At 48.3% G+C, this 19472-nt stretch carries 23 protein-coding genes and 1 pseudogene; 6 read left to right on the forward strand and 18 right to left on the reverse strand.

All coding sequences use genetic code 11. From position 1 onward, the window contains the following. Positions 1–10: 10 nt before the first annotated feature. The 10 genes from ICA20_RS14535 to ICA20_RS14580 form a co-directional block, all read right to left on the reverse strand. Positions 11–655 carry a hypothetical protein gene (locus ICA20_RS14535; RefSeq protein WP_038640005.1) on the reverse strand — a complete coding sequence of 215 codons (645 nt, stop codon included), beginning with the start codon at positions 653–655 and terminating at the stop codon, positions 11–13. Positions 656–873: 218 nt separating this feature from the next. Then, positions 874–1056 carry a DUF1869 domain-containing protein gene (locus tag ICA20_RS14540; RefSeq protein WP_003832433.1) on the reverse strand — a complete coding sequence of 61 codons (183 nt, stop codon included), beginning with the start codon at positions 1054–1056 and terminating at the stop codon, positions 874–876. Between the two features lie 3 nt (positions 1057–1059). Further along, positions 1060–1422: a DUF1971 domain-containing protein YeaR gene (yeaR, locus tag ICA20_RS14545; protein WP_038640001.1), complete on the reverse strand. Its 363-nt coding sequence runs from the start codon at positions 1420–1422 to the stop codon at positions 1060–1062. 173 nt (positions 1423–1595) lie between these two features. Next, entirely contained in the window at positions 1596–2234 is a 639-nt protein-coding gene (leuE, locus tag ICA20_RS14550) for a leucine efflux protein LeuE (RefSeq protein ID WP_032940118.1), read from the reverse strand. Positions 2235–2372: 138 nt separating this feature from the next. Beyond that, a complete protein-coding gene (zinT, locus tag ICA20_RS14555) occupies positions 2373–2984 on the reverse strand; it encodes a metal-binding protein ZinT (RefSeq protein ID WP_230592295.1) in 612 nt (203 codons plus the stop codon). Between the two features lie 127 nt (positions 2985–3111). Beyond that, positions 3112–3702, reverse strand: a complete 591-nt coding sequence (locus ICA20_RS14560) for an ATP-binding cassette domain-containing protein (protein WP_038639993.1) — start codon at positions 3700–3702, stop codon at positions 3112–3114. Further along, complete coding sequence (locus ICA20_RS14565; RefSeq protein WP_038639990.1) at positions 3686–4480, reverse strand: ATP-binding cassette domain-containing protein; 795 nt, start codon at positions 4478–4480, stop codon at positions 3686–3688. The genes ICA20_RS14560 and ICA20_RS14565 overlap by 17 nt, the downstream gene beginning before the upstream one ends. Further along, a complete protein-coding gene (locus tag ICA20_RS14570) occupies positions 4474–5286 on the reverse strand; it encodes an ABC transporter permease (protein ID WP_038639987.1) in 813 nt (270 codons plus the stop codon). Before ICA20_RS14570 ends, ICA20_RS14565 begins: the two co-directional genes overlap by 7 nt. Beyond that, entirely contained in the window at positions 5276–6250 is a 975-nt protein-coding gene (locus ICA20_RS14575) for an ABC transporter permease (protein WP_038643124.1), read from the reverse strand. Before ICA20_RS14575 ends, ICA20_RS14570 begins: the two co-directional genes overlap by 11 nt. After that, complete coding sequence (locus tag ICA20_RS14580) at positions 6250–7836, reverse strand: ABC transporter substrate-binding protein (protein ID WP_038639983.1); 1587 nt, start codon at positions 7834–7836, stop codon at positions 6250–6252. Before ICA20_RS14580 ends, ICA20_RS14575 begins: the two co-directional genes overlap by 1 nt. A gap of 428 nt (positions 7837–8264) precedes the next feature. On the opposite strand from ICA20_RS14580, the gene ICA20_RS14585 reads away from it, so the two are divergent. Together ICA20_RS14585 and ICA20_RS14590 are read left to right on the forward strand one after the other, a co-directional pair. Further along, positions 8265–10352: a TonB-dependent receptor gene (locus tag ICA20_RS14585; protein WP_038639972.1), complete on the forward strand. Its 2088-nt coding sequence runs from the start codon at positions 8265–8267 to the stop codon at positions 10350–10352. 332 nt (positions 10353–10684) lie between these two features. After that, complete coding sequence (locus ICA20_RS14590) at positions 10685–10975, forward strand: Bor family protein (protein ID WP_038643122.1); 291 nt, start codon at positions 10685–10687, stop codon at positions 10973–10975. Between the two features lie 128 nt (positions 10976–11103). On the opposite strand, the gene ICA20_RS14595 is transcribed toward ICA20_RS14590, so the two are convergent. Together ICA20_RS14595 and ICA20_RS14600 are read right to left on the reverse strand one after the other, a co-directional pair. Continuing rightward, positions 11104–11310, reverse strand: coding sequence for a hypothetical protein (locus ICA20_RS14595; protein ID WP_038639967.1), 207 nt, complete (start codon positions 11308–11310; stop codon positions 11104–11106). 157 nt (positions 11311–11467) lie between these two features. After that, a pseudogene (locus ICA20_RS14600) lies at positions 11468–11994 on the reverse strand (CSS-motif domain-containing protein); the annotation flags it as partial. Positions 11995–12231: 237 nt separating this feature from the next. On the opposite strand from ICA20_RS14600, the gene ICA20_RS14605 reads away from it, so the two are divergent. From ICA20_RS14605 to yibB, 4 genes are all read left to right on the forward strand, one after another. Continuing rightward, on the forward strand, positions 12232–12510 hold the full coding sequence (locus ICA20_RS14605; RefSeq protein ID WP_038639964.1) for a hypothetical protein: 279 nt from the start codon (positions 12232–12234) through the stop codon (positions 12508–12510). Positions 12511–12654: 144 nt separating this feature from the next. Next, a complete protein-coding gene (locus tag ICA20_RS14610; protein ID WP_038639961.1) occupies positions 12655–13194 on the forward strand; it encodes a cytochrome b in 540 nt (179 codons plus the stop codon). A 200-nt stretch (positions 13195–13394) separates the two neighbouring features. Then, the gene (locus tag ICA20_RS14615; RefSeq protein ID WP_038639958.1) at positions 13395–13637 is read left to right on the forward strand and encodes a DinI-like family protein; all 243 of its coding nucleotides are present in this window, start codon (positions 13395–13397) and stop codon (positions 13635–13637) included. Positions 13638–14039: 402 nt separating this feature from the next. Continuing rightward, a complete protein-coding gene (gene yibB, locus ICA20_RS14620) occupies positions 14040–14897 on the forward strand; it encodes a protein YibB (protein ID WP_038639955.1) in 858 nt (285 codons plus the stop codon). A gap of 129 nt (positions 14898–15026) precedes the next feature. Here yibB and ICA20_RS14625 read toward each other — a convergent pair whose 3' ends face one another. From ICA20_RS14625 to ICA20_RS14650, 6 genes are read right to left on the reverse strand one after another with little or no spacing between them, the layout of a single operon-like run. Further along, the gene (locus ICA20_RS14625) at positions 15027–15986 is read right to left on the reverse strand and encodes a DUF523 and DUF1722 domain-containing protein (RefSeq protein WP_038639952.1); all 960 of its coding nucleotides are present in this window, start codon (positions 15984–15986) and stop codon (positions 15027–15029) included. A gap of 13 nt (positions 15987–15999) precedes the next feature. Continuing rightward, the gene (locus ICA20_RS14630; RefSeq protein ID WP_038639949.1) at positions 16000–16530 is read right to left on the reverse strand and encodes a DUF3833 domain-containing protein; all 531 of its coding nucleotides are present in this window, start codon (positions 16528–16530) and stop codon (positions 16000–16002) included. Beyond that, on the reverse strand, positions 16527–17054 hold the full coding sequence (locus tag ICA20_RS14635) for a hypothetical protein (protein ID WP_038639946.1): 528 nt from the start codon (positions 17052–17054) through the stop codon (positions 16527–16529). The genes ICA20_RS14630 and ICA20_RS14635 overlap by 4 nt, the downstream gene beginning before the upstream one ends. Beyond that, positions 17054–17536 (reverse strand): DUF2878 domain-containing protein, encoded by a 483-nt coding sequence (locus tag ICA20_RS14640; protein ID WP_038639943.1) that lies wholly within the window; start codon positions 17534–17536, stop codon positions 17054–17056. Before ICA20_RS14640 ends, ICA20_RS14635 begins: the two co-directional genes overlap by 1 nt. Then, on the reverse strand, positions 17533–18753 hold the full coding sequence (locus ICA20_RS14645) for a cyclopropane-fatty-acyl-phospholipid synthase family protein (protein ID WP_038639939.1): 1221 nt from the start codon (positions 18751–18753) through the stop codon (positions 17533–17535). Before ICA20_RS14645 ends, ICA20_RS14640 begins: the two co-directional genes overlap by 4 nt. Beyond that, positions 18750–19472, reverse strand: a complete 723-nt coding sequence (locus ICA20_RS14650) for a DUF1365 domain-containing protein (RefSeq protein ID WP_038639934.1) — start codon at positions 19470–19472, stop codon at positions 18750–18752. The genes ICA20_RS14645 and ICA20_RS14650 overlap by 4 nt, the downstream gene beginning before the upstream one ends.

The raw sequence follows: 19472 nt of genomic DNA on the forward strand, positions 1-19472 counted from the left end.
CCTTTTCCAACTACTTCGCCAGATGCGGTTCACTGAAGCAAATAGCGGCAGGCTCATGCTGTTTATCCCGCTGCATAAAACCTAGGTTCATCAGAAACAATCCCACCATAAACGGCAGTTCGTACAATTCTTCAATCAAATCGCCGTAACTGGCGTTATGCAAAAAGACAGGCGCCAGCAGGCGATGATGCTCCACTGTATCGGAAATCAAAAATGCGCAGACGGTGATCGCCAGTAGCCACAGCGGTAGCGGTTCATTACGCAAGCGCCGGGCAATATCCTGGCGTAGGTGCTTCGACAGCAGGACCGGCAGAATAATCATCGCAATTAACACGACTGAGATAGCTCTGAACAGCAGTTTAGGATGCTCCGGGAAGTAATCACGGCCCCAACTGGTGCTTCGGCCCAGTAATACCAGCCACCATACCGCCGCCCAAAGCCAAAATTGCTTCTCGCCTGCAGGACGCGATAAAGGCCGGATGTAGCAGAAAGTAAATACAGCACCAAACAATAACCATAGCGCCTGGCCATTTTCAATCCATGTGACAACCGCGCCATTGAGCAGAGGAAGATGCCAGTTTGCGGTGAACGGGATCGCGACGAGGACCAGTCCAAGAATGAATGCGGATAATGTAAGTCGGGTATTCAATTTCATAAGCGCGAAGTTCTGTATTGTTACTATTTCACGATCATAACCCCTATGAATGATCAACTATTAGCAAACGATGCGAATTTCTTAAGGTATTCTTAAGAAATCTTTTTCCGGACTGCGATCTATCCGGCGCAAATAAAAAACCGCCCTGCGTTATCAAAATGCAGTGCGGTTTTCAAGTTAAGAATCAATCAGTTCAAACGGTATCAGAAGTGAAAGCACTACCATCCGCAGACTTCATGCTCATTTTCGGTATCGTATGAACGGACGGTATTGACCAGGTCTTTGACCACTTCTGCCGCGACATCCGGAACCAATAATGTCATCGGCGCTTCGGTCTCGTAATCAACAGACACACCGTTGCTGTTATTGGTTACTGTGACGGTATAGGTTGCTTTGCCCATGATTTACTCCTTGCCAGTGCGCACGACTTTTCGTTGATTTGCACTCTCCATCAGTACTTCCGGGGCAACGAAAAAATCGATATTAAAGTAAGTGTCGTCGGTCATCACTTCGATGTTATGCCATTTTTCCGGCGGGAAAACGCCAAACTGACCGGCTTCAATAACCATCACTTCTACTGGCTCAGGGCTGTGTTCATCTGCGTAGCCGAGATATTTGACCGCCCCCTGCATAACTGACAGTCGAGGATAAACCCCGGCACGGGTGCCTTTATCAAGGTGGCGTTCGAAAATTCCGGCAGGTGCAGTTTGTTTGTTCCAGAACGGAGTTGAGCGTGTATGGATATGATTCTGTGGAATTTGAAGCATTTTTCTTCCCTTTTCCAGTCGACAACCAGCGAGTCTTATTGAACCGCTGCTGTGTACAGAGTACGCCTCAAAATATACATTTAAAATACCATTTATTGGTTATAACCATTAGCTGATATGTGTGGGGAAGAAAAGCTTAATATTGAAGCCCGCCATATTCAGCGGGCCAATGATTACGACTGAAGCGTCGCCAGACGGGCAGCAAAACCAACGAAAATCAGACCGATAAGGGAGTTACCCACCTTAGCCAACTTCTTCTTGGTACGAATGTACTGGGTCACAAACGCGCCGGAAAAAATAAGGAAACTCAGGTAGAAAAAGCTCACTATCTCAAGCGTTATAGCCAGAATAAAGAATGACAGCCCTGAGTGCGGCGCATTGACATCAATGAACTGCACGAAGAACGAAACATAAAACAGGATTGCTTTCGGATTAGTCAGGCTCAGAATTAAGGCGCGCTTAAAAATGGCGCCAAACGGGACTTCCTCAGCCGCGGCGTCGCTTGCCTTTGATTTCAGTGTGGCGTACAGGATCTTCGCACCGAGATACAGCAGATAAAAAGCGCCGAGATAACGAACGATATTAAATAAAACAGGCGTGGTTTTGATCAAGGCGGCAACACCGGCATAGGCCAAAAACATCAACACAGCATCACCGATAAACACACCGCTTGCGGCGAGATAACCGCCCTTCACTCCCCGACCAACGCTATTCTTCAACACAAATATCGTATTTGGCCCGGGAACCAGCACGATAAAAATAGCCCCCACCAGATATGTCCAGTAATTCAGAACTCCATACTCTGCAAACACGTTAACCTCTTCCTGAAAAAACACATGCACTTGCTGCAAGACAATATGCTAACGAATGCGCAACGGGATGGAAAGAGAAGGTTGTTAATTAAAATACCCGCCACCGGCGGCGGGTATGTACCGTTAACTTAGGCCGGATTAATGGTGCAGCATCTCATCCACCACCTCTTCGCCTTTCAACTGATAAGGATAGTAGGTAGGCCAGTTCTCCATTTCTTCGAGCAAGGCTGCCTGCGAGGTATTTCCAATAAAAATATGGAAGTGGCTTGACTTGCGCGGAGCAATGATATGATCGCTGAACTGGACGTATTTAGGCGCTTTGCTATCAGCAGCTTTACACTCAAACAAATAACGTACACCTTTCTTGCCTGATTTATAGTGCAAGATTTTATATCCGGCATAATCGTATTTGCATGATGTAACCTGATTACCGGTATGAAATTCCATCACACCATTTTCAATGCCGATGGTGTCTACGTTAGTTGCATAGCCTTGACGGTAATAATCTTTAATCTGTTCTGCCGTTTTGCTTTTATCTTTCTCCGCTTTCTTTTTGAATACCGGATCAAGTTCGCCACTGACCAGATACGGATAGACAGATTGCCACATGCCATCCCAGTCAGTCAGCGCTCTGTTCTGTACCTGATTATCATCAAACACGCCTTCTGACGCCTTTTGTTCTGTTTCACTCATCGGAACACCATGGGAATGGTGACCGTGAGCCAAAACCTGACCACTGACCAAAATCATCCCCAGAGCGATTGCCAGTTTTTTAAAATGAATAGCCAAAATTTCACCCTCAAATCGTTTGCGAGTGAAATGTTATAATATAACATAACTATTTAATCAACGTCGTAACTTACCGGAACGGGGAAAATCACGGCGTGAGTAGCGCTCGCGTGCAAATCTGATCAAGCAGCGCCTGCTGATGGCTGATAATCAGCATGCCTAACGAGCGACGCTGGCACTCTTCGAGCAGCAGCCCCCAGATATCTCTTTGAATGGAAGGATCGAGCTGGGCGGTAATCTCATCGGCAATAAGAAAACGGGTCCGCGGGTCCAGCGCGCGAAGTATGGCGATTCGCGCCAGTTCACCACCAGAAAGCTGTCCGGGGCGACGGGTTAGCCACTCCGGCTTGATATGCAGACGGGTAAGGATTTCCGCGTCGGGCCGCCAGGCGTCATGAACCGCATCGCCGGTGCTACGCCGTGGGTTAAAAGTTAATTCCGGATGCTGCGGTACCAGTTGCACCGGGCAATATTGATGCATCGGTAGCGGCTGGTCATCGATAAGAATGTCGCCCGAGGTCGGCTTTTGCCAGCCCGCCAGCACACGTCCCAACGTCGTTTTGCCGGTTCCGCTGGGCGCACAAATTCCAATACGTTCACCGGGGTGCAATGAGAAAGAAAGGTTTTGCCACAGCACCTTCCCTCCCTGGCGAATCACGACATCACGACAGCACAGCATCGCGCACTCCAAACAATTGATTTCTCTCAGGCAGAGCCCGCCATTGACGTTGCAGATGCTCGCTAATTTCCCCGCGCAACAGCTGTTCACGACTAACGTTATCCGACACGCTTCCCTGATACAGCGCGACGATGCGATCCGCATGCTGGGCCGCCAGCGTGAGATCGTGCGTCACCCATAAAACACCAGACCCTTGCTCACATAAACCACGCAACTGCTCAAGCAGTTGATTAGCCAATGGCGCATCAAGCCAGGCGGTAATTTCGTCAGCCAGAATATAGCGGGCCTGACTCAGCGACGCGTGACAGGCCAGAACACGTTTCGCCATACCGCCTGAAAGCTGACGCGGGAAGGCATCTAATACGCTGGATTCCAGTTGACTACGCTGGAGCAATTTTTCTATTTTTCCGGCATTCCAGGTTTGGCCGGAGAGCTGACTTGCTCTGCGCAAATGCTTTTCAATTGAGAGCAGCGGGTTCAGGGCCTGAACGCCTTGCGGGACATAGCTGAAGGTATTGCCCCGACATTCGCGGATGTCATGACTGTTCAGCATTTTGCCATCAAGGGTTATGGCGCCGTGCAGACGCAAATTTTCCGGTAACAGATCGAGCAGACATTGCAGGAGCAGACTTTTCCCTTCACCACTTCCCCCAACTAAGGCCACCATCTGGCCGGGCGCAACGTCGAAAGAGATATCCTGCAACAGCGGAGACCATTTTCTCGCCCCGAACCAACGATAACGCGCCACGTCCAGCGAGACCTGTCTTAAACTCAACATATGTCACCTCGCAACCATAAACGATGCACTGCCCTCGCGAGCTGATCGAATAACATCACCAGGCTGAATAACATCAGCCCCGGAAACAGCACTAACCACCAGTCCCCATGACTGATAAACCTCAGCGCATCCGCCAGCAGCAGCCCCAGCGACGGTTCATGCGGCGCCAGTCCAAAACCGAGGAAACTCAACGCCGCGCTGTGCAGCACCGCATGGGGGAACATCAGCAATGTCCCCGTGAGCCATTGGGGTAACAATGCCGGTAGATAGTGATGTCGCCAGCAGTAAAAATGACCATGTCCCAGACGCCATGTCAGCGTCAGATAGTCGCTATGGGCAACACGCTCGGCCTCTGCACGCAGAATCAGTGCGAGGCGCGGCCAGTGGGTTAGCGCCACTGCCATGATCACCCCACTTTTCCCACCGCCCAGCGTAAAACAAATCAAAATAAGCAGCAGCAGATGCGGCATCGACAGCATGGCATCAGTTATCAGACGCATAAGCACGTCCAGACGTGGATGCAGGCGCGACAACGCCGCCATCATTAACGCAATGAAGCCGCTGCACAAGGCTGCGCCAATACCAATTTGCAGACTGGTTAACGCCCCCTGAAAGCAACGCACCCACAGATCGCGACCGAGGTTATCGGTGCCAAACCAGTGCAGCGCATCAGGGGGCAGATGACGGGCAAGCAGATTCACATTCAACGGGTTATCCAGCGTGGCCGCGCCATAAACCGCAATGAATAGCAGACAACTAAAAGAGAGCACCAGACGAATAAGCGTTGGCGTCGGATTATAGAGCATCGGGTCGCTCCAGAGCACGGTTCAACACGTGAACAAACCAGGTAGAAAGTGAATTGCCAATAAAAACCAGCACGGTGCTAAACAAGACGATCCCCATCAGTAACGGTAGATCGCCCCGCAAGCCGGCATCAATGGTCGCTTGCCCAAGTCCGGGATAAGCAAAGACCTTTTCTGCCAGCAGCGCGCCCCCCAACAGTTCTCCCAGCGAGGCGAACTGCAGGCACAGCGCGGGCGTGATAGCGTGGCGCAGAACCTGATGGCGTAACAGTGACCAACCTTTGTCGCCCTGAGAGCGCGCAAAACGGACAAATTCGCTCTTCATTACGCTGGCGATACTTTCCCGCGTATGAAGCGTAATCTGCCCCAGCCCCAGTAAACTTAGCGCGCAAACGGGAAGCACCAGATGGCGCAGACGCTCGGTTAGTGTCGCCATATCGCTGTTGTTGCCCGGCTCCCACGCACAGCAGACCGGGAATATCGGCCAACGAATGGCAAATAACGCCAGCAGCAGCATGCCAATCCAGAAGGTCGGTAACGAGGAAAGCAGATAGCTGAGGCGACAAATTGCTTTATCCGGCCAGCGATTCAGGTAGCGTCCGGCGACAAATCCCATTGCCGTCCCCACTATACCGGAGAGCAGCCATGCGCCGCTAAGCAGCGCAAACGAGGTAGCAAAGCGCTCCTTGATCACGCTGGCAACCGGCGCATTAAACAACATCGAGTAGCCGAGATCGCCCTGCAATACCCGTATAAACCAGTTACCAAAACGCTCCCACAGCGGCTGATCCAATCCCCAGCGAGCGGCGATACGTGCATATTGTTCCGGTGGCACGTGCAGGAGATCGTTGCCAATATAAGCACGAATCGGATCGACCGGAGAAAAGCTGAGCAGCACAAAAGTGCCAGCCGCAACCAGCACTAATAACACCATCAGCCGGAGAAAATTGCCCACTACAGACTTCATCAACGGCAGGTCCAGGTCCATTCATCCAGATTATTGAGCAGTGACCAGCTCCCGTGAATTTCCGGTGCGCCTTTGCCTAAGTCAATACATGGATTTGCCAGGTAAGTGTGCTGAATATTCAATAACCATGCCCATGCGGCATCGCCCTGTACACCAGCGCCTTGCTTGCCATCCCACTCAACCTGTTGCCAGAAAGGCAGCGCTTTTTGCCAGTCCGGTGCATCAATAGCCTGTTTGAGATGATCTTCAACGACAGAATTACTGTAGTAACCGGGGTTGTAATACTCCACGCCCGCGGCCTGATTGCTGTAATGATGGAACAGTTCCATGGGATCCAGGCTTCCCCAGCCAAACAGCGTCGGGTTGGCATGCATATGACGCTCAACGGTTTCCCAGCTTCCGGATTGCAATGATACCTGGATACCCACAGGCTCCAGCATCGCACGTACGGCTTCGGCTAAATCCCGGCGCGTACTGTCACCGCTGGCATACCATAAAGTCAGGCGCGCCTCTTTGCCCTCTTTCACTCGTACACCGTCTTTACCCACTTTCCAGCCGGCGTCTTCCAGAATCGTCCGTGCTTTTTCGCTGTCGCCATCTTTGAACGCGACTGACTGCCCCTGCCATGGCAGGCCCTGAACAGCGCTATAGGCGGGGATCGCATGACCTTCCATAACCTGATCGGCGAGCTGCTTACGATCAATGGCGTAATTGATGGCGCGTCTGATAGCGACATCGGCTGTAATATCGTTACCAATCGGATAACCATTGGCGTCTTTTTTACCTGCAGGAATCATCGGGAACACAATGCCCCGATTCTCCACGCTGTCACGCACCCACAGTTTCAAATTCTGCTGCTGAGGGGCGACTGCCATCGAAGGTGCAATACGTACTAATCCCAGTTGCCCACTGCGTGCTGCGGCATAAGCGTTATCTTCATCAAGGAAAACAAACACCAGCTTACTGAAATCATTTTTCTTACCGGCATACCAGGGATTAGCCTCCACAATCAGCTGCTGCCCAGGCTGGAAACTCACCAACCGATAAGGACCTGCGCCAATCGGATTTTTGGCGAATGTTTTTTCGTTATAAAGCTTTGCCGGAACAATGCCTAAAGATCCCAGCACATTCACAAAGGTGCTCTGCGGGCTGCTCAGCGTCACTTCGACCGTGCGGTTATCTTTCAAAGTGGCATGAGCGAAGTTCCCCATGTCAATTTTTCCACCACTTTTTGCTGCTTTGTTATAAGTGAACACAACATCTTCAGCGGTTAGCGGCGACCCATCAGAAAATTTAAGGTCAGGTTTTAACGTCAGCGTCCAGGTTTTGCCGTCAGCACTGGTCACCACCTTCTCCGTCAGCAGGTTTCCCCAGCTCATATCTGCATTTTGTTTTAATAACGGCGCATGCAAAAGCAAATAGCTGCCATGACTCCAGCCCAACATTGGGTCAAACCCTTCCGTTGGCTCCGGTCCAATCGCCAGTTTTAACGTCTGACCTGCGCCCGCATTCTGCGCGGCGAGGAGTGGTGAGGTTAATGCGAGAGTTAATGCACACGTCAGGAGTGCCAGCTTGCCTTTGATCATTATTTTATCCAGATTTGCGTTATGTTTATGCCGCTTAACGATGCATTGTCGTTAAGCAGTCTCCTGGGAAAAGGATTATGGCGAAGAGAATTGGCGAAAAAAATGATGCGGCGCAGAAAAGTATGACGATTTTCTAAAATTATCATACTTTTTTCTGATACTCCGTTATGAGTACGATGTGAACCCCAGAAATTGTTTAAAATTCAACCGTTCATTCAATAACATATTAATTCGATTCTAATAATTACTGTTAATACTATTGTCTTAACTACCATTCCTTTACGCTAAGCCAATGACAATTTATGTCTATTTATTCAAGAAAAACACCAGAAATGACAAGTTATGTAAATCTATAATGATAATTATTTGTATTATCATTTTCATCAATTATCTTACTGCCTTTGAATTTTAACAAAGGAAGTTTGACTATGCGTTTAAAACCGATTGCCTCTGTCGTTCTGTCCTGTATGGGTTTTACCAGCCCCCTGGTTTTTGCCGAAGATGTCATGGTAGTCACCGCCTCCGGTTACGAAAAGAAAATTACCAATGCAGCAGCCAGTGTTTCCGTGATTTCGCAGCAAGAGTTACAAACCAATAAATATAATGATTTAGGTGAAGCCCTGCGTTCAGTAGAGGGCGTGGATGTCGAAAGCAGCACCGGTAAAACCGGTGGTCTGGAGATCAGCATCCGTGGCATGCCTGCGAGCTATACCCTGATCCTGATTGACGGTATTCGTCAAAACGGCAGCAGCGATGTAACGCCAAACGGCTTCTCTGCCATGAATACCAGCTTTATGCCCCCGCTGGCGGCAATCGATCATATCGAAGTGATCCGCGGCCCAATGTCGACGCTGTATGGCTCCGACGCAATCGGTGGCGTGGTGAACATCATTACCAAAAAAAGTACCGATAAATGGAGCACCTCCATCAATACCGGCGTTAACCTGCAAGAGAGTAATAAATGGGGTAACAGTACGGTGGCCAACTTTTGGTCCAGCGGTCCGTTAATCGCAGGCGTGCTGGATATGCAGGTTCGCGGGAGCACAACGCAGCGCCAGGGCTCAAGCGTCACCTCTTTGAGCGATACCGCCTCTACTCGCGTACCCTATCCAACTGAATCTGAGAACTATAATATCGGCACGCGCCTGGACTGGAAAACCAATGAGAACAACACGTTGTGGTTAGATCTCGACTCTGCCAGACAGCGCTATGACAATGACGATGGACAGTTGGGCAACCTGACGGGAGGTTATGATAAAACGCTGCGCTATGAGCGCAACAAAGTGACTCTCGGCCACGATACCGCTTTAACGTTCGGCACCTGGAAATCTTCCCTCGGCTGGAATGAAACCGAGAACAAAGGCCGACAACTGGTCTCCTCCGCGCTCACGCCGGAAAACGCGGGCCGTGCCGGTGATGCGCGAGAACTCAAGAACACTAACGTCATTCTGGACTCAGTGCTGCTGACGCCATTAGGTGACTCACACCTGTTAACCCTTGGTGGGGAATACTGGGATGCGCGAATGAAAGACGGTGTCGTACTGGCCAATACCGGCGAGACGTTCCACCAAAAAACGTGGGCTGCCTATGCGGAAGATGAATGGCATATTCTAGACTCATTGGCGTTAACCGCAGGTACCCGTTATGAGCATAATGATGTCTTTGGCGGCCACCTGAGTCCTCGCGCCTATATGGTTTGGGATGTCTCCGATGAGTGGACGCTCAAGGGCGGTGTTACTACAGGTTATAAAGCGCCCTCACTCAGCCAGTTGCATAACGGCATTAGCGGCGTAACTGCGCAAGGAACCGTTAATACTGTCGGTAACCCTGACCTCAAGCCGGAAGAAAGTATCAGCTACGAAACCGGGTTATATTATGAAAACGAGGCCGGACTGAACGCCAACGTTACCGGCTTCTATACCGAATATAAAAATAAAATTGTCTCGTATTCTATCGATGATAATACCAACAGCTATACCAATAGCGGTAAAGCAAGGACCGATGGTATTGAATTCGCCAGCACCTTCCCTCTCTGGTCGGACGTACTGAGTTTATCTCTTAACTACACCTACACACAAAGCAAGCAAAAAGATGGTGATAATAAAGGCGCACCGTTGAGCTATACCCCCAAACATATGGCTAACGCCCGCCTGAACTGGCAGGCTACAGAAGATATGAACGCCTGGTTGAGCGCCCGTTATCGCGGTAAGGCGCCACGCTTTACCGAAAATTATGAGAACCTCAGCGCGGTACAAAAGGCAGTGTATGACGACAAAGGCGCGAATTTAAAAGCCTGGACCGTTCTCGACATGGGAATGTCTTATAAGCTGACCAAAGACCTGACGCTGAATACGGCAGTCAATAACGTACTGGATAAAGACTTCAGCGAAGTTAAACTGTATCAGGTTGGTCGCAATAGCACCTACGCAGGTGACTACTATCAGACTGCACAATCCACTACCGGCTACGTAAATCCGGGTCGTAACTACTGGGTTTCGTTAAACTATCAGTTCTAATTTTAAAATGTTTTATTGGCAGGACTATCTCTGATAGTCCTGTTCCAATATGCAACTGATATCTTCCTCGCGTATATGAATTAGATATTCTCGTCTAAATAACATTAACACACCCATATTTTTGTGCGTGCTTAATGTTGATATTAATAAAATGTGAGTTGATACCGTAAGTTATCAACAATGACCTACAAAGCATAAACAAAAAATTTATCTAACTAAATAATAGATAAACAGCCAGCACAATACTGTCATGCATAAACGCTGGTCGGATATGTACCAGCGACATTAAAGAAGATCATTTTCTCACTTTCCAACACTTGAGAATGGTAAAAATGAAAAAGTTAATGATTGCGATTATTGCTGCAACAGCTTTATCCGGTTGCGCTCAGCAAACCTTTAAAATTAACAATGGTATTGCAGAAAAACCCACACAGGAAACCAGACAGAATTTTTTTATTAATGGTATTGGCCAGTCACAAACCATCGATGCAGCTTCTGTTTGCGGCGGTGCAGACAAGGTTGTTCGCACAGAAGTTCAGGAGTCGGGTATGGATGTTTTCTTGCGCATCATCACGATTGGCATCTATACCCCTCGTGAAGCCAGAGTGTATTGTTCTAAGTGATATTTTAAGCAGGTATTTTCAGGAATACCTGCTTAACTTAATTGATGGTTAATAATATTGAACATTACTGAGAGATGGTAGTAGCGACTCAATACACGCCTTAATAAAACATAAGAAAAATTAAACAATCAGTACAGAAAAACGCCCTCCTGCATCATTAAGTACATTGCCAAAACAATAGCTCCGGCGATACCGCCTAAAAACAGAACAGCGGCGATTGCTAGTTGGTCCCGGTTTGTGTACTTACCGTTACTGCGCACATCCAATTTTTTCTTATGTACTACTTTCACTCCACGATTTGAATCGCGTGCCCTGGTAAATGCTATATCAGTCATGCTGTTATCCGTTTGCTGTATGTAAAAATGCAAATAACCACCACATGACTAAGGATATATTTTTTGAATAGCGCGATCTGAGATTTATCTCACGATAAAGAAAAACACAGGATTTCTACGGCCAATTCAACCCTATTCTCACTTCCATCAATGAATCAAGTACTTTGTCGCCCACCCGCAACGAATAGGACAGTCCTTTAAATGGGACATTCAATGCGCCCCGGATATGCACACCACTTATTGTGATAATGATGCTACTTGTTTGAAAATGAGTTTAATAAAGCAGAACAGGTATCTCATTCACCGTATTTTGTGCTGGGGCCAACAGCAAATTTGTATCAGGTATGACGGTATTTGCTTCAGCAGGATCCGATTACCAGGCAGTGAGGTGCACCAAACCTTCCCTTGCCGAATAATAATCAACGTTCGTAGATGAGGCCGAAGCGCGGCTTCAGTTCCGAGCTGATATTGGCTCTCCAGATCGCATTTCTTTTCAGCGATGCGCTTAGCTGTATCCGTTGCCTGGAAAGCTTCATTAAGTATGTTATCCATATTTTTCGCGGCATATCGTGCTTCCCCAAGAGCTTCCATCGATGAGGAATACCAAAGCAGCATGTTGAGAATAAAAACGCCGATTACGAACAGACATATCGCAGCAAGTATCGTTAACGGTACTTTGCGCATTCTTATATCCTGTGGCGAAAAATGAACCCGTTAAAGCAGGCATTGACTGAGTCAAGTTTGTCTCTACTGAGCATGGTAGACCGCAACATAAATCGCCATGAAACCAATCACATTTTCTAAATCACATCATAACGTATTGATTAATAGTAAATAATCATTGAGTATTTTCAGTGCAATAGCAGTATTGCAGCGCATTTAATGCGCTATCATATGAAGGCATAACCAGGAGGCGAGCAAATGAAAATATTTATTACTGATAATGACGGAAATCTGATCCCTGTAGATGGAAAAAGCGTTGTCATCGAATTGAATAACGGCAAAACGATTGAGATCGCCGAGGAATACGGCAGAGACGACATTCCGGAAGGGATCAATCTCTGGGGAGGACGGGAACCGTCTCCTTCACTCCCATTTGAGGAAATCAAGGCCAGAACAGAAAGCCTCGGCGTTTACCCAATTGCTGCCAATGCTCTACACGTTTTCCCGTACAAAATCTCGTCAAAAAATGAATCGTGACAAACTCACAGTGAACACACCAATCAACTATTCGATCGTGTTACCCGAAGCAGACATAACGAAACCCTAATCTCTTAATGAAAATAAGGATTTGTTAAGCTTAATACGATACGGTTGTGGTGGCGTATCATTCGAGGAAAAATAATGAACAGATTCTCAAGGCTTCAGATTCGCTTGCACTGGTTAACTCTGGTGTTAATCGCGATAACCTATGCCGCAATGGAATTTCGCGGCTGGTTTCCCAAAGGCAGCACTCCCTATCTGTTGATGAAAGAAACACACTATAATGCTGGGGTATTTGTCTGGTGTTTAATGATAATACGTTTAATTCTCAAACATAAGTATGACGATCCAGCGATCGTACCTACGCCACCCCAGTGGCAGAGGATATCAGCCAAATTAATGCATATCATGCTCTATGTCTCTTTTCTGGCGCTACCGTTATTAGGTATCTTAACGATGGCTTACGGCGGAAAGAGTTGGTATTTTTTAGGGCTAAACATTCCCGCTTTCTTTCATAGCAACGGTGAAATAAAGGCCATCGTAAAAACTATTCATGAAACTTTGGCAAATGTAGGGTATTTCCTGATTGCAGCCCATGCTGGCGCGGCATTATTTCATCACGCCATACAGAAGGACAATACCCTGTTGCGAATGATGCCTGAGCATAAACACCTGAAATAATAATCTTAGAAACATAGGCACTAAAACACCAAGAAAGCATTAGTTTATTTATTAGTCATCATAATGCTTATGTTTCTTTCTCTCTCCTCATAACATTATCATCTCCAGACGACATCAATTCGTATTGACGTCGCCCCTTGTATATCAGATAAAAACACAGCATAAGTACTGTATGTTTATACAGATAAAGGAAAGTAACAATGTTCGTGGAACTCGTTTATGACAAAAGGAATTTTGATGGTCTGCCAGGCGCAAAAGAGATCATTCTGGGCGAATTGAGAAAGAGAGTACAGCGGATCTTTCCAGATGCTGATGTCCGGGTTAAACCGATGCTGACTCTCCCAGCGATCAACACTGACGCCAGTAAGCACGAGAAAGAACAGATTAGTCGCACTGTTCAGGAAATGTTTGAAGAAGCCGATATGTGGCTGATTTCAGATTAAATACCCTAATTTGCTGTGACTTAAATTCCTGAAAGATTGCCGGCTAACCGCCGTTATGTTCTGGCATACGACTCCGTCACGGCAACACTCATCACTGAGCAAATATCATTTGTCCTGTCCGGGCATCTTTGCTTCTGTAGCTTAATTATTCCAGATGCCGTAAGATAAACCAACAAGAAATAATAACATTATATATTATGACACTTCAAATAATAAACTACTGCAATATATAATTTCACAGTTCGATAAATCCAATCTGTTGTTTATCATTTCAGATATCACATTATGCTTTCCGACCCATGTTGATACTGATAGAATACCGGGATATTACAAATTGTAAAAAAATACATTACTAATATTTTGGCAGCTTTTGGACAAATACCGAAAAGGGACTACATAGAAATGAATTCATCTATTACCATCGTTACAGCATTTTTCGATATAGGACGCGGGAACTGGACGAGTGATAAAGGTTTCTCCCCTCATCTAGAGAGAACATCTGATACCTACATCAATTATTTTAAAAACTTGTCTGAGTTAGATAATGACATGGTTATATTTACATCCTGCGATCTTAAACCAAAAATAGAAAAAATTAGAAATGGTAAACGTACTGTTGTAATCCCCTTAGATATTAATAAAAAATTCCAACACATTAAAAACAGGATTTCTCAGATCCAGAGAAATGATGAGTTTAGAAATAAGCTTGAAACTCGCCAACTAATAAACCCTGAATACTGGTCCTCAGACTACGTACTAGTTTGCAACCTGAAGACATACTTTGTAAATAAGGCAATAGAGTTAAATCTTGTAAATAATAATATGGTTGCATGGGTTGATTTTGGTTACTGTCGTAATGCGAAAGTAATAGATGGATTATCTCGCTGGGATTATCGTTTTGACGTCAACAAAGTTAACTTATTCACAGTAAAAAAAGGTTTAACTGTCAAAACGCTTCATCAGGTTTTCGATCACATGATTAATAATCGCTCTTATATTATTGGCGGTGCCATTGTTGCAACACAAAATAAATGGAAAGAATTTTATGAATTGGTTTGTCAGTGCCAAATGACAACGCTTAAAAACAATATTGTGGATGATGATCAGGGTATTTTTATAATGTGCTACCATTATAAACCTCAATTAATCAAACTAAATCATCTCGGTAAAAACCGATGGTTCAATTTGTTTAAACTGTATGGCAGGAATGATTTTGTTTCTTTTTCACGAAGGTTAAAAGTAACACTTATCGGGAAATAAGATTAAATTGAAGGCATACACAATACCGATAAAGGTAAAGCTGACGTCTACTATGAGCGAAGAGCGGTAATTAAAGATTCGAACACGACATAAATTATCACTCTGCTCGGTTCTGTTTATCAGTCATGATCAATTAACAGTCAGTCGCAATGCTAATTCTTGCGGGTAGGGATCAAAGTAATTCTGCGTCAGCAGATAATCGTCCGGGTATTCCGCCAGATAATGTTTCAGCAACGTCATCGGGGCCAGGATGGGCAGTAGTCCTGCGCGGTAATGAAGGATCACCTCGCGCAACTCGCCGCGCTGACGCATTGTTAACTGATTACGGAAGTACCCCTGAATGTGCATAAGCACGTTTGTGTGGTTTTTACGTGAGGCGGGTTTCTTCAGAATTGTCATTAAATTATCCCGGTAGACCGCAAAGAAAGCCTCCAGATCCTCCCATTCATGCAGTGATGCGACAAATGGGCCAATTTGCCTGTATCCGGCCTGATGGTGAGCCAGCAATTGCAATTTATAACGGCTATGAAAATCCAGTAGAGCCCGCCGCGTCAGGCCATTTTTGCGCAGCATATTGAGCTCATGTAGCGCGAAAACCCTTTCAACGAAGTTTTCGCGTAGGACCGGATCGTGCAGTCGCCCGTCTTCTTCTACCGGTAGCCACGGATATTTCTCCATCAGCGCGGCGGTAAACAGTCCCACCCCGTCTTTACGCCCGCGATTGCCTTTATCGTCATATAAGCGCACACGTTCCATGCCACAACTGGGGGATTTTGCACAGACGATAAAACCGGACAGTGTGTCCAGCCCTGCCAGATACCGCTGGCAGAAGTCAGCCATTTCGTCGGTCACGTCTTCGTGAGGTGCGTGACTGAAACGCATGCGAATATCCCCGACAGTTGTTTGCACCAGGCGCAGCGCTGGCCGAGGGACAGGCAAACCTATCGCCATCTCCGGGCAAACAGGCTGGAAAGTCACCCACTGGGCTAGTTTCTCCATCGCAAATTCTGCCCGTTTATGCCCGCCGTCAAAGCGGACGGCAGATCCCGTTAAACAGCCGCTGATCCCAACGATGGGTTGCATTTTCATGACCTCTTCCTCACTATCGCGTTTTACGGGAGAAGAAAAGCGTCACCGTACCGACGGTGAGGCCAAATTTCTTCATCTCCGTTTTATTAAACAGATGGTTAGCATCCTGCATGTACATCCAGTCGTCAAAATTCAGCAACCAGGTTCTGCCGCTGGCTTTCACATTCATGCTGTAATGCCAGTTGAACGCGTTGCCCGCTGCTTGCCCCTTCGCCACGCCTTCAATGTCACCGGCAGTACCTTCGTAACGATCGGCGCTAACTTTACGGATATGCCATACCCGCTGCTGTTTCTCTCCATCGTCATACACAAAGCGTTCGTTGAGGGTCAATGTGTCTCCCACCACATCGCCGTCAATATCGACATGGAAGCGACGAAGCTGTTTACCGCTGCGGTCCTGAATCATCCCCCATGCTTGCGTTTCTCCCTGAAAATACTGAAAGATATCCAGCGTCGGCTGCTGTTGCCGATAGTCGGCAATTTCAGCGCTACAACCAGCCACCTGCATCAGCAAGGGCAGGCTCAGGGCCAATAAACGTTTCATTTTTCACCTCCAGTAAGCTGCTGACGCAGCTCAGGATATTGCGTGCGGGAACCCAGCCAGACAGAGAGAAAGTTTTCGCTGAACGCCGCCGACTGCGGTGGGCCAAGCGGGATAAAGTGCCTTTGAGCCGCTGAAGCGCGATACCAAAACTTCCCCTGCTTATCTTGCAATACAAAAGCCAGTTGCGTACCTGGCGCGACGTCTGGCCATATCTCACTCAACATGCGAAGCCAGGACTCACTCTGCGCTTCCCGCCCGAGAATACCCTGCGCTCGCCATTGATCGCGGGTGGCATTAACCAGTTCTTGCCGTTCAATATTGCGCTGATAGGTGATAATCAGTGCTTGATCCTCTTTCAGCCCGCGATAGCGCCCATCCGGCGTGCGCAGTTGTGAGGTATAGATCGTGAATGGTCCCCAGGAGAGCGTCGCATCGCCGACTTGCCGCCAGCTTAACCAGTCAGCGGCACCGGCAAAAGGCGTCGTCGCCATGACGCCCAGCAGTATCAATAAGGCAGGTTTCATTAGTGTTTCCCCATGAAAATATGAAAAAACAGCATCAACACCAGCCAGCCCGTCGCCATTAAGCCAACAACAATAAATGTTGGTTCCAGAAAAGTAATGGCCCCCAAACGCTCTCCTATCACATAGGCGATCGGCCCACCACCGGTGGCCATTATGGCCAGCAGCCATCCCGGCAAGGTAGTCGAGCAGGTAAGGTGCGTCCACAGGACAGCGAACATGAGCCAAAGCGCAACCATCCATAACGGCAACAATGCTTCGCCGTGAAAATTAATCAACCCCGTCAACGCCCACAGCGCATCCAGACCACTACCCACCGCTGCCAGCATTAACGCGTACAGACGTTGCGCAGACGGCAGCAAGAAGCAGGCCAGAATAGCCAGCCCAAGCCATAACGCCAGGCCGCGCTCACGAAATAACACCACCATGAGCCAGTACAGATCGAACCCGACAGCCAGGATAAAGACCTGTAAATGGCGGTTCATGGACGTTCCGCCGTCAATTGCACCACGCTGATCGTGCGGGCGTTAAAACCGGCTTCGCAGTAGCCGAAGTAGTACAGCCACATACGACGAAAACGCTCATCAAATCCCAGTTTTTCAATGTCATGCCAGCCGTGAACAAATCCTTGTCGCCAGTGCGCAAGCGTCCGGGCGTAGTCGGGCCCCATATCGAACAGATTACGAACCACAAAGTCAGTATGCTTTGTCATCAGGCCGCTCATCGCGGTGATACTGGGTAAAAAGCCCCCTGGAAAGATATAGCGCTGAATAAAATCAACGCTTTTGCTGTATTCGCGATAGCGCTGATCCTGAATGGTAATGGCCTGAATCGCCAGTTTTCCCCCACGACGCAGTCGCGCCTGGCAGGTACGGAAAAACGTCGGCAGATAACGCTGACCAACCGCTTCGATCATTTCAACCGACACCAGTTTGTCGAATTCCCCGGTCAGGTCGCGGTAGTCGCACAGCAGGACGTTGACTCTCTCCTGTAAACCTGCGCGGGCAATCCGCGCTTTCGCCCAGGCAAACTGTTCCTGAGACAGGGTCGTGGTGGTTACACGGCAACCGTAGTGGCGGGCGGCGTATTCCGCCATCGCCCCCCAACCAGTACCAATCTCCAGCAGGTGGTCATTCGCGGTCAGTGCCAGTTGTTCGCAAAGCCGCGCCATTTTGGCCTGCTGAGCCTGCGCTAAAGACTGCTCGGGGCAGGTGAATAAAGCGCTGGAATAGAGTAAATCCTCATCAAGAAAGTGCGCGTAAAATGCATTACCGAGATCGTAATGCGCGGCAATGTTTTCTCTTGCTTGTTGTCGATGGTTGCGACGCGTCCAGTGACGCAAACGCTCGGCGGGTCGGCCAAGCAGGCGAAAACCGCTTTCCAGGCGTCCCAGTAGGGTGCTGTTAAGCGCAAATATTTGCAGTAACGGCGTGAGCTGTTGCGTTTCCCACTCTCCGTCCATCCAGGCCTCAGCCGCTGCAAGACTTCCGCCTTTCAGCACCCGCCAGTACACCGTGGGCGAGAGAATATGTACTTCAGCGCGTAATTCAGTTGAAACATCACCAAAGTGCAAGGTCTGCTCCCCTTCCCGCACCGTGACTGAACCCTGGCGAAGGCCGCTCAGCATGCGGAAAAGAAGCCAACGCGCCACACGCAGGTTGCGCGGAACATCAGGTTCAAGCGCAAAGACGGGATCGGTCATGATCGTTCACTCCTGCTGACGGGATGGTTGTAGAGAGGGACTCGCTTGAGCCACAGGCGTAGCGCCTGCCAGTAAATCGCGAACACCGTTTTCAGCGTCATTAACGGCAGTCGTAGCAGCAACGCGCGTAAACTCGCCTGCGTCAACGGCTCGCGTTTGAGCATCAGGCTGGCATCAAAAATCTTCTCTGCCTGGTGGTTTTCGATATGCATATGCAGCGTTTTACCCGGCGGGTTAAATCGCCAGTGATAGACCATATCCATCGGGTTAAACGGCGATACATGGAACGCTTTTTCCAACGGACGCTTTTCCTGTGCATCTACAGCGTAGTAATGTCGCTCATTCCATGGCGTATTGCGGACTTCCGCCAGTACCCAGCGCAGACGCTGTGAACGGTCATAGCAGTAGTAAAAATTGACCGGGTTAAAATGAAAACCGAAATAGCGCAGCTGTGTCAGAAGCATTACACGCCCCCCGGGATGTTCGCCCGTCAGGCAGGCAAGCTTATTCAACACGCTCTCTCTTAACGGTGTCCCCAGCGGGTAATCCGCATCATGAAAAGCTGTCGCGGCGAAGCGATTGCGCTTCACGCCCACGCCCGGAAGCTGTGCGAGTTCATCTAAATCGAGCCACGCCATAAACACCTGATAACTAAACTGGTGTGTTGCTGGCTGGAGGCGGCGATGGCGCAAAACACCGTGGTATAGGCAGCTGTTCAT

Origin of the sequence: Citrobacter sp. C5_2 (assembly GCF_014596845.2) — a bacterium.
In the GTDB taxonomy this organism is placed as follows: Bacteria; Pseudomonadota; Gammaproteobacteria; order Enterobacterales; family Enterobacteriaceae; genus Citrobacter; species Citrobacter werkmanii.